The 3,209-nt window shown below is 66.8% G+C and carries 3 protein-coding genes; all 3 read left to right on the top strand.

What is annotated here, in order from left to right:
- Positions 1-280: chemotaxis protein CheW (locus tag AC1DYD_RS41180; RefSeq protein ID WP_478178463.1), on the top strand; the 280-nt coding region annotated here is incomplete at its 5' end.
- Between the two features lie 27 nt (positions 281-307).
- Positions 308-2,029, top strand: a complete 1,722-nt coding sequence (locus tag AC1DYD_RS41175; protein ID WP_478178462.1) for a methyl-accepting chemotaxis protein — start codon at positions 308-310, stop codon at positions 2,027-2,029.
- 38 nt (positions 2,030-2,067) lie between these two features.
- Positions 2,068-3,209, top strand: a 1,142-nt coding sequence (locus tag AC1DYD_RS41170) for a methyl-accepting chemotaxis protein (RefSeq protein WP_478178461.1), incomplete at its 3' end; no start/stop codon positions are given.

The following is a 3,209-nucleotide window of genomic DNA, read 5'->3' as shown; positions in this document are numbered from 1 at the left end:
GATCAAGTTTGCGCTGGGGACGCCGAGCTATGACCAGTTCACGGTGGTGATCGTGCTGAACATCGGGGGGCGGGTGGTGGGGATGGTGGTGGACAGCGTGTCGGACGTGATCACGCTGACGGCGGAGCAGATCAAGCCGGCGCCGGCGATGGGGTCGGTGCTGGACACGGACTACCTGATCGGGCTGGGGACGCTGGACGAGCGGATGCTGATCCTGGTGGACATCGACCGCCTGATGTCCAGCGACGAGATGGGCCTCGTCGAAGCTGCCGCGGCCTGAGTCGAATCTTCCACACCGGTCGCCATCATGAACCTCCTGTCGAACGTCCGCATCGGGACACGCCTTGCCATCGGATTCGCCATCGTCCTGGGTCTGACGATCCTCTCGACCGCTGCCGCCCTGGTCAGTGCGCGGAGCAACGCGGAAGCCACCCGCCAGATGATGCAGAGTCCGCTGGCCAAGGAGCGGCTCATCTCCGACTGGTACGTGCTGACCTACTCGGCGATCGCGCGCACCTCGATGATCGCCAAGACCACCGACGACACGCTGCCCGTCATGTTCGCGGAGGTGATCTCCGACAGCGTCAAGAAGGGCAGCGAGACCATGGCCAAGGTCGAGTCGCTGCTGGTGACGGAGCGCGAGAAGTCGACCTTCAAGTCGATCGTCGAGCTTCGCGCGAAGTACCAGGCGGCCAAGGATGTGGTGGGCAAGGCGAAGGCCGGCGGCAACGCGGCCGAGACGGAGCGTGCCTTCAAGGAGTCGTTCCAGCCGGCCGCCAAGGCCTACGAAAGCCGTGTGCTGGACCTGCTGTCGATGGAGCGGCAGGCGATCGACGACATGAGCCTGGCCATCGACGCGGCCAACGAGCGCAGCTTTCGCCTGACGCTGTCCCTGGGCATCCTGGCGGTGCTGATGGGCAGCGTCTTCGCATGGCTCATCTCGCGCAGCATCACGCGTCCGCTGGGCAAGGCAGTCAAGGTGGCCGAGACGGTGGCTGCGGGTGACCTGAGCGCGCGCATCGAGACCGAGGGCCGGGATGAGACCGCGCAACTGATGCAGGCACTGAAGCACATGAACGACAGCCTGGCGAAGGTGGTCGGCGAAGTCCGCACGGGCACCGACACGATCGCGACGGCATCGAGCCAGATCGCCACCGGCAACCAGGACCTGTCCTCGCGCACCGAAGAGCAGGCCAGCTCGCTGGAAGAGACGGCGGCCTCGATGGAAGAGCTCACTTCGACGGTCAAGCAGAACGCCGACAACGCGCGCCAGGCCAACCAGCTGGCCGTCTCGGCCTCCGAGGTGGCGGTCAGGGGCGGCGGCGTGGTCAGCCAGGTGGTCGGCACCATGGGCTCGATCAACGCCTCGTCGAAGAAGATCGTGGACATCATCGGCGTCATCGACGGCATCGCCTTCCAGACCAACATCCTGGCGCTGAACGCGGCGGTGGAAGCCGCGCGCGCCGGCGAGCAGGGCCGCGGCTTCGCGGTGGTGGCCTCGGAGGTGCGCAGCCTGGCGCAGCGCTCGGCGGCGGCGGCCAAGGAGATCAAGACGCTGATCGGCGACTCGGTGGAGAAGGTCGAGGAAGGCAGCAAGCAGGTGGCGGAGGCCGGCAAGACGATGGAGGAGATCGTCGACAGCGTGAAGCGGGTGACCGACATCATGGGCGAGATCACGGCGGCCAGCCAGGAGCAGATCTCGGGGATCGAGCAGATCAACCAGGCGATCACGCAGATGGACCAGGTGACGCAGCAGAACGCGGCGCTGGTCGAAGAAGCCTCGGCGGCGGCGCAGTCGCTGCAGGAACAGGCCGGCAGCCTGGTGCAGGCGGTCAGCGTGTTCAAGATGGCGAGCGACGGCGAAGCCGCGCGCGCGATCGCACGGGCGAAATCGAAAGCCCAGGCGCCGCAGGCAGCGCGCAAGCAGGCCGGTGCCGCATCCGCTGTGCCGGCACCCAGGAAGCCGACGGCGTCGGTGCGCTCGGAGCCGAAGCTCGCTTCCTCGTCCGGCGACTGGACCGAATTCTGAATCCGGCCGCGCCAGTGGCCGCCACCAAAGGAAAGAAAATGCAGTGGTTTCAACATCTGCGCGTGACGCTCAAGCTGGTCTTGAGCTTTCTCGTGGTCGCGGCACTCGGCACCGTGGTCGGTGCGCTCGGCATCTTCCACATGGCGCGCATCAGCGCGTCGACCGAAAGGCTCTACAGCCATGAGCTGAGCGCATTGCAGGCGGTGCAGCAGGCCAATATCGCGCTGCTCTACGCCAGCCGGTCCCAGATGACGCTGCTGTCGGCGGCCACGCGCGGCGAGCGCAATGCGGGCGCCACCGCCATCCGCAAATCGCTCGAAGACCTGGAGGCCCGCACCGCGGAGGCCAAGCCGCTGTTCGAGGAGAGCGAGGCGGGTGCGAAGCTCTATCGGCAGTACGAGGCATTGATCTCGCCGCTCAAGCAGCGCATGGCCGACTTCGTCGCACTGGTGGGCAAGCAGTCGCTGGACAGCTCCCAGTTCGACGGCCGCGTGGGGGACGACAGCGCGCAGTTGCTGAAGGATTCCCGTGCGCTCGAGGAGGTGCTCGAAGCCATGGTGGCCCACAGCAACATGCTCGCCAAGGCCAGTGCGGAGCACGCCGCCGCGACCTATGGCAGCTCGCGCTGGATGATGCTGCTGATCGCGGGGGCAGGACTGCTGGCCAGCGTGGGCATGGGCATGATGGTCGCGCGCTCGCTCGGGCGGCAGCTGGGCGGCGAGCCCGCCTACGCGGCCGAGGTCGTCGGACGCATCGCGAGCGGCGACCTGGCGGTGGAAGTGGACACCGGCTCGGCGCGGGCCGGGAGTCTGCTGCACTCGATCCGGCTGATGCAGATCGAGCTGACCCAAGTGGTCGGGAAGATCAAGGTCTCGAGCGACACGATTGCCACGGCGTCGAACCAGATCGCCGCGGGCAACCAGGACCTGTCCTCGCGCACCGAGGAGCAGGCCAGCTCGCTGGAGCAGACGGCGGCGTCGATGGAAGAACTCACCAGCACGGTCAAGCAGAACGCGGACAACGCGCGTCAAGCGAATCAACTGGCCGTCTCGGCCTCCGAAGTGGCGGTCAAGGGCGGGGAGGTGGTGAGCCAGGTGGTGGACACGATGGCCTCGATCAACGCCTCGTCGAAGAAGATCGTGGACATCATCGGCGTGATCGACGGCATCGCCTTCCAGAC

Source organism: Variovorax sp. P4_B11, from assembly GCF_056402355.1.
Note: the sequence above shows the minus strand (reverse complement) of the source record. Positions and strands in the feature narration are given on the sequence as shown.